This is a genomic window from uncultured Rhodococcus sp. (genome assembly GCF_963525155.1).
Taxonomy (GTDB): Bacteria; Actinomycetota; Actinomycetes; order Mycobacteriales; family Mycobacteriaceae; genus Rhodococcus_F; species Rhodococcus_F qingshengii.
The window spans coordinates 1-7011 of record NZ_CAURKP010000230.1 but is presented as its reverse complement, the minus strand read 5'-3'; the positions used below and the strand labels follow the sequence as shown (position 1 = coordinate 7011).

Sequence of the window (7011 nt, the reverse complement as noted above, 5' to 3'; positions counted from 1 at the left end):
CTGTACAACAGTGTCGGGTCCTTCAGCGGGTGCGCGATGACGAGTCCGGGCATCGGGCAGGACTTCGTGAAACTCGTAGTCGCCGTCGGTGGGGGTGACGCGGAAAACATGTGGGGTCCGTACGATGGTCCGGGTTGGCCGGCTCACGATCCGGTTGTCAACGCGGACAAGCTACCTCGAATCCCGATGTACATCACAACCGCAACCGGAATTCCGGGTCCGTACGACACACTTGCAGATCCTCGTATCGGCAACGACGTCACAGATTTGGCGTTGCAGCTTGTTCTCGGTGGCGGAATCGAGGCGGCAACTCACTACTGCACCACCCAGCTTGCGGACAGGACGAACGCATTGGGTATGAACAACATTCGCTACAACTTCAAGCCGGCAGGAACGCATTCATGGGGATACTGGGAAGACGACTTACACGACTCGTGGCCGATGATCGCCGCGTCGCTCGGCGTGTGAGGCCCCAACGAGCGAGTCTTCGAAGCGTCGTTCTCGTAGGCGCGCTCGCCTTGATTTCAGTACTGGCGCCGCCTTCGACCGCGCTCGCCGACGAGACTCCGCAGATAACGAGTGTCACCGAACTGTCTTCGCGCTTGGTGCTTCTCGATGTCGCGAGTCCCGCCATGGGGCGCACCATGCAGGTGAAAGTGCTGCTTCCTGCCGACCGCTCGGAACCGCGCGGGACGCTGTATCTCCTGGACGGCAATTCCGGGCAGATCGAAGAGAACAACTGGTTGGCCCCGGCTAACGGCGATATCGTCCCGTTCTTTGCCGACAAGAATGTGAACGTCGTACTCCCCATCGGTGGAACCGGCACCATGTACACCGATTGGCAGGAAGACCACCCGAAATTCGGTCGTCTGAAGTGGGAGACGTTCCTGACGAAAGAGCTTCCCCCACTGATCGACACGAGGTTCGCCACCAACGGGCACAACGCAATCGGCGGGATCTCGATGGGTGCAGAAGCCGCGCTGATCCTGGCCCAACGCTCGGCCGGGTTGTACGACGTGGTCGCGGGCTACAGCGGCTGCTACACAACCGTCGGAGGATTCGGCAAGGCGTTGACCGATCTCGTGGTCATCAACGGAAATGCCCGTTCGGAGCAGATGTGGGGTCCGGCCGGCAGCGAGGCTTGGCAAGAGCACGACATTTTCGCCAATGCCGACAAGCTGCGCGGCACCAAGGTGTATCTCGCCTCGGGATCGGGACTACCAGGCCCGCACGAAACCCTCGATACTCCTGCCCTGGGGCGCGTACTGGTCGTCGGCGGGGTCATGGAACTGGGATCGAACCTGTGCACCGACCAGATCACGCAGGTGCTGCGCGATCGAGGAGTCGATGTCACCCGCAGCGCTCAGCCGGTGGGGACGCACGGTTGGCCGTACTGGCGCGACGAACTCGTTCGCTCCTGGCCGATGCTCGACTCTGCGTTGTCGGCTTGAGTAATTCCTTGCGATGAGTTTCCGCTTCGGGCCGGGTCTATAACCCTGTACACCTGATTCGTAACCTCGTCGACAAGGACAGAACATGCCTTCAATCACTCCCTGTTTGTGGTTCGACAACCAAGCAGAAGAAGCAGCGAACTTCTACATCTCGGTGTTCGGTTCCGGGCAGATCCTGGGAATCGAACGCTACGTCGAGGGATCGCCTTCCGGAATGCCTGCGGGATCGGTGATGACCGTCAGCTTCGAGCTCGACGGTCAGCGATTCACCGGATTGAACGGCGGCCCGATGTTCACGTTCTCGGAGGCCGTGTCGTTCGAGATTCCGTGCGTCGATCAGGCGGAGGTCGATCACTACTGGTCCCGACTGACCGAGGGTGGGGAAGAAGGCCCGTGCGGCTGGGCCAAGGACAAGTTCGGACTGTCTTGGCAGGTTGTCCCAAATCGTCTCCTCGAACTGATGAAGGATCCAGATCGAGCCAAGGCGCAACGCGTCACGGACGCGATGATGAAGATGAAGAAGATCGATATCGCGGAACTCGACAAGGCCGCAAACGCATCCTGAACACGATCTGGCCGATGGGCGACAGGCTTCCTTAGCTGATGCTAGCCTTCCCTAATTCTCGCTGGAGCGTTGGAGGAGTGCTGGTAACCATGCGGATCAAAGTCTCTCGAATGAAGATTGCAGTCACGGCACTGGCAGCCTCGCTTGCCGTCGCCGGGCTTGCCGGTTGCAGTAGCGACAGTGCTGACGCACCGGCAGAGGCGGGCGCAACCATTTCGACGATGTTCGGCGACGTCGAAGTCCCGGCCGACCCGCAGCGCGTCGTGGCGCTTGGTTGGTCGGATGCCGAGACGGCACTCGCTCTGGGCACTCAACCAGTGGGCGTCGCGGACTGGATGGCGTTCGGCGGCAAGGGCGTCGGACCGTGGATTGCGGACGAGTTCACCACCGACCCGAAGATCCTCGGAACGATGGACTTGAGCGTCGAAGACGTCATCGCGCTCGAACCGGACCTCATTCTGTGGACGCGAAGCGACAACACGCAGGCCACCTACGACAAGCTCAGTGCCATCGCACCGACGGTCGGGCCGCCGCCGGGTCTCGCCACGGCCTACGGGACGACGGTCGAGCAGCAGACCGAACTCGTCGCCAAGGCACTCGGCAAAGAATCGGAAGGCAAGGCGCTACTGTCCGGCCTCGACGCCAAGTTCGAGGCCGCGATTGCCGCCAATCCGAACTTCGCGGGCAAGACCGCGGCGGTCGGCGCCTACAGTTCCGACGGCTACGGCGCCTACGTACCCGGCGACGCACGCGCAGACTTCATGACGCGCCTCGGCTTCACGATCCCGCCGGCGATCACCGAAAAAGCCACCGGAAACTTCTACATCCCGGTTGCCAACGAGAACCTGAATCTGTTCGACGCCGACCTGACCGTGCTGTTCCCGATCTTCCTCGACAGCAGTGCGTTTGCGAACGATCCGCTACTGCGCGCAATCCCGTCGGCCCAGGAGGGACATCTGTTGATCCTCGATGACCCGGCACTCGTCAATGCGTTCTCGAGTGGCTCGGTACCGGGGTTGACCTACGCAATCGACAACGCCGTTCCGAAGTTTGCGAGCACGCTCGGCGCCTGATCAGAGGTGCTTCGGGACCTGCCCGTCACTGTGAGCGTGTTCGCAAACAGTGGCGGGCAGTTCTCGTGCGTCAGTACACTGGAAAAAGTGAACTTTCAGCTAACGAGCGGCGGCCCAGTGGAGATCGCTCCAGTGGAGATCGAAGCGACCGCTCCTCGTTTTCCGCGGATGCATGCATACGTGGATATCGCTGTTGTGATCGTGGTGCTGGTGGGAACCAATCTGATCGCGCATTTCACCACCGCCTGGGCAAGCATCGCGACGGTACCCATCTCTGCTCTCGTCCTGTTGGCGCTCACCAAGCGCCGGGGAATGGGGTGGGCGGAATTGGGGCTGTCCCCTCGTGACCTGCGGCGAGGTTCGAAGTACGCGCTTGCCGCCGTCGGCCTGGTACTGACGGTTGTCGCCGTTGGCGCTCTGCTTCCGCTCACGCGCCCCTTCTTCATGGCGGATCGCTACGCCACTATTTCCGGCGCGATCATCGCGTCGATGATCGTGATCCCGCTGCAGACTGTCATTCCCGAAGAGTTGGCTTTTCGTGGCGTCCTGCACGGCACGTTGAACCGGGTCAGTGGATTCCGCGGCGTCGCCGCTGCCGGTTCACTGATGTTCGGACTGTGGCACATCGCGTCGTCGATGGGTTTGACCAGTGGAAACGAAGGGCTGTCCGGCTTTCTCGGTACCGGAGTCGTCGGCCAGGTCGCCGGCATCCTCGGAGCTGTTCTCGCCACCGCTGCGGCCGGTCTCGTATTCACCTGGCTTCGTCATCGCAGCGGCAGCCTCATTGCGCCGATTGCTCTGCATTGGTCGTTGAACGGTGCAGGTGCGCTGGCTGCGGCTCTTGTTTGGCATGCAACTCTTGCTTGATCCCAATATCTGACAAAAAGGACAGCATTCGCCGCGCGGCGCCGGGTAGTTTTGTGCTTTGCTCAGTAAGTGACGCACCTTCATCGAGGCCATGTCTTCCACATCTCCGGTCGTCCGACGGTAGAGGATGCGGCGCAGTCGCTCGTCTCGATCCCCGACGGCGTCTTGGCGATCGACGATGCCGGAACGATCGTCTACTGCGGAGAATTCGAATCACTCCCGAGCGGTCTCGAAGGCGCTGAAACCCACGACCACCGACCGGGTTTCCTGCTGCCCGGATTCGTCGATGCACACATTCATTTCCCGCAGACCTACGCCGGCGACGCCTACGGCGGCGGCCAACTCCTCGAGTGGCTCGACCTGTGCGTCTTTCCCTCCGAATCGAGATTCGCTGATCCGGAGTTCGCCCAGCACGCTGCCGAGGCCTTCTGCGCTCGCCGAATCGCCACGGGAACCACGGCCGCGATGGTGTTCGGATCGGCCTTCCCGCACGCGCAGGACGCCCTGTTCTCGGAAACTCTGAAACGCGGCCTTCGAGTGGTCAGCGGACGTGGGATTCAGACCACCGGCCCGGCCTCCGCTGCCGCGCTGATCACCTCGGAAGAGGACGCGATCAGACTCACCCGCGAGGAGATCGACAAGTGGCACGCGGCCGACACCGGCGACGTGAACTCTGCGCTCATTCACGTCGCAGTGGTTCCCCGCTTCTCTCTCGCGGTGACAACACGGACGCTGAAGGACTTGGGGGAGTTGTACGACTCCGTCCGTGACCGGGGCGTCTACTTCCACAGTCATCTCAACGAGAACAATCGGCCCGGAACCGGCGAGGTGGCGACCACACTCGCCGAGTACGAGGTCGAGACCTATCTCGACACGTACGACGGCAAGTTCCTCCCCGGCTCACAGGTCGGCGGAAAGAGCTTCCTGGGTCCACGCGCGATACTCGCGCACTCGGTGCACTGCCAGGACTCCGAACTCGCACGAATGGCCGAGACCGGAACCTCGATCGCACATTGCCCTACTTCCCAGCAGTTTCTCGGCTCCGGCACCATGCCGTGGAAACGAACCGTTGCGTCAGGGGTCAACATCGCGATCGGATCGGACTTCGGTGGCGGCGACGAGTGCCTGCTCACCCGAGTCCTCGGCAACGCCTTCAAGGTTCACATCTCCGAAGCCGGCGACGACGGAGTGTCGATGCACCCTGCCGAACTGCTGTTCACCGGAACACTCGCCGGTGCTCGCGCGCTGGACATGGAGAACCGGATCGGCAACTTCGACGAGGGCAAAGAGGCCGACTTCCTGGTGATCGATCCGTCCGGGTGGCCGCCGCTCGCCGGGCTCGTCAACTACGGAACGCGTTCGGATGATCCGATACTCGCCCGCGACCAGACGCTCTTCGGGCTCCTGATGGCGATGCGCGAGCCCGCGATTGCGCACGTGTACGTGCAAGGGCGCCGGATATCGGGCTGACGTGTCCGCAACTGCCATCACCGGGTACCACCGAACGAGTTCGGGATTCCGGGCGTGGGTCGAGCGTGCGGCCGAGACCGCCGGTCGATTCGACGGCTACCTGAGCTGTGGCATCAGTGATCAACCGGAACCGGTGTCGCACGGCGTGTCCGTCACGTTCGACAGTGCCGACGATCTTCATCGTTGGCTGGAGTCGACTGATCGCCGCGATCTCGAAAGATCAGCTGCTGCAACGGGAATTCTGGCGCAGACGAGTGATCTCGTTCTGGTCGACGGCGTGCTGCCGCCGCCCGGTATCGGTGTGTACGACCACGCCGTCGTCGTGGGTAAGGAGAACGAGTTTCTGCGAACGCAAGGACACCTCATCGATCTCAGTTCGCGATTCTCCGGCTACGAGTCGGTGATGTTGTTGCGGTCGGTCACCGACTCCACCCAGTGGAAGTCCGTCCTTCGGTTTCGGACAGAACAGCAGTTGGCGGTGTGGATGGCGTCGCCCGAGAGGGCTGCAGCACTACCGAAACTGCGGGCCGAGTTGGCCGAGGACTTCACCGAGACCACGCGGTCGACACCGTTCGGCACCATTCTGCGCACGGAGAACGGGCAGACTCGCGCGACGCCGAATTGGAAGACGGCGATGATCATCCTGCTCGTCCTCTATCCGACGGTGATGACGCTGTCGAGGTTTCTCGGGCCGCTGCTCGACGGGATCGGAGCGCCGCCGTGGCTGTCGATGTGGTTGAGCCAGATAGTCAGCGTCGGCGCCATGACGTGGTTCCTGATGCCGACGGTCACGAGATGGTTCCGTCATTGGCTGGACCCGGTCGACGGTGCCGTTCCCCGCACCAACTGGCGCGGCGTCGCGGCGGTACTTGCGGTGTACGCAGTGACTCTGACGCTCTTCGCGTCGGTGAAGTGGCTGCAGTTCTGGGACTACTTCGACTGAATCCGGCCTCGGCGGAAGTAGGTGAGCGGTCCGAAGAAGTTGACGAAGATGATCGCCGCCCACTTCTTCTTGCTGCCGTTGACCGTATTGGCAGGGCGTCGCGCCAGGTCTGTCCACGCGGCGATCGCCAACAGGGACTGAATCGTTGCGAGCACGGCGACGACGCGGCGCTGCGCAGGTGACAGCTCACTCCAGGACTTCTTCTTTGTGAGGTTCATGAACTCCACTGTGCCCTCGAACGTCCAATCGGTGTCGAGATCGGGTTGTTATCGGTGCCGGGAGTTCCTCAAATCAGTGTGAATAGCGTCACCATGACGACCGATAGGTACGGTCTCGCGGGCCGTCGGGACGGTCGTTTTCGGCGTAAAGATCTCGCTAACCGAAGTTATGGCTGAAAAATTGCGCACACGCTCAGGATGCAATGTGCCCTGGACGGGGAGATTTGGCACCGATTCGCAAGTAAGAGACTTTGACGGCGAATCTCTCAGGGTGGGGAAGTCGAGCCCTCTGTTCTTGCAGCACCGGTACAGCGGTGATGCTGCACGATAACTGCTCTCGGGAACCATGTTCGAATTTTGTCAGGAATGCGCAATATGGTGACAAATTGTTCACCGTGACTGGTTGTTACCTGTGGATATGAGG

At 61.6% G+C, this 7011-nt stretch carries 8 protein-coding genes; 7 read left to right on the top strand and 1 reads right to left on the bottom strand.

Features of this window, described 5'->3' with window-relative positions; translation table 11 throughout:
• The 7 genes from RWT78_RS26615 to RWT78_RS26585 form a co-directional block, all read left to right on the top strand.
• The coding region (locus RWT78_RS26615) for an alpha/beta hydrolase-fold protein (RefSeq protein WP_314682012.1) at positions 1-468 on the top strand (468 nt) is incomplete at its 5' end.
• A gap of 50 nt (positions 469-518) precedes the next feature.
• Entirely contained in the window at positions 519-1451 is a 933-nt protein-coding gene (locus RWT78_RS26610; protein ID WP_314682010.1) for an alpha/beta hydrolase family protein, read from the top strand.
• Between the two features lie 85 nt (positions 1452-1536).
• The gene (locus RWT78_RS26605) at positions 1537-2016 is read left to right on the top strand and encodes a VOC family protein (RefSeq protein ID WP_314682008.1); all 480 of its coding nucleotides are present in this window, start codon (positions 1537-1539) and stop codon (positions 2014-2016) included.
• A gap of 110 nt (positions 2017-2126) precedes the next feature.
• Positions 2127-3089 carry an iron-siderophore ABC transporter substrate-binding protein gene (locus tag RWT78_RS26600; protein ID WP_399552198.1) on the top strand — a complete coding sequence of 321 codons (963 nt, stop codon included), beginning with the start codon at positions 2127-2129 and terminating at the stop codon, positions 3087-3089.
• A gap of 168 nt (positions 3090-3257) precedes the next feature.
• Positions 3258-3956 carry a CPBP family intramembrane glutamic endopeptidase gene (locus RWT78_RS26595; RefSeq protein WP_020908494.1) on the top strand — a complete coding sequence of 233 codons (699 nt, stop codon included), beginning with the start codon at positions 3258-3260 and terminating at the stop codon, positions 3954-3956.
• Positions 3957-4025: 69 nt separating this feature from the next.
• Positions 4026-5426, top strand: coding sequence for an amidohydrolase family protein (locus RWT78_RS26590; protein WP_314682004.1), 1401 nt, complete (start codon positions 4026-4028; stop codon positions 5424-5426).
• Position 5427: 1 nt separating this feature from the next.
• Positions 5428-6369: an antibiotic biosynthesis monooxygenase gene (locus RWT78_RS26585; protein WP_314682002.1), complete on the top strand. Its 942-nt coding sequence runs from the start codon at positions 5428-5430 to the stop codon at positions 6367-6369.
• Here RWT78_RS26585 and RWT78_RS26580 read toward each other — a convergent pair.
• On the bottom strand, positions 6357-6587 hold the full coding sequence (locus RWT78_RS26580; RefSeq protein WP_007726301.1) for a PLD nuclease N-terminal domain-containing protein: 231 nt from the start codon (positions 6585-6587) through the stop codon (positions 6357-6359). The two genes, RWT78_RS26585 and RWT78_RS26580, sit on opposite strands and share 13 nt — an antisense overlap.
• Positions 6588-7011 lie beyond the last annotated feature (424 nt).

Coding starts and splice junctions, on each gene's coding strand:
- RWT78_RS26605 (WP_314682008.1), top strand. CDS start 1,537: ATGCCTTCAATCACTCCCTGTTTGTGGTTCGACAACCAAGCAGAAGAA.
- RWT78_RS26600 (WP_399552198.1), top strand. CDS start 2,127: ATGAAGATTGCAGTCACGGCACTGGCAGCCTCGCTTGCCGTCGCCGGG.
- RWT78_RS26595 (WP_020908494.1), top strand. CDS start 3,258: ATGCATGCATACGTGGATATCGCTGTTGTGATCGTGGTGCTGGTGGGA.
- RWT78_RS26580 (WP_007726301.1), bottom strand. CDS start 6,587: ATGAACCTCACAAAGAAGAAGTCCTGGAGTGAGCTGTCACCTGCGCAG.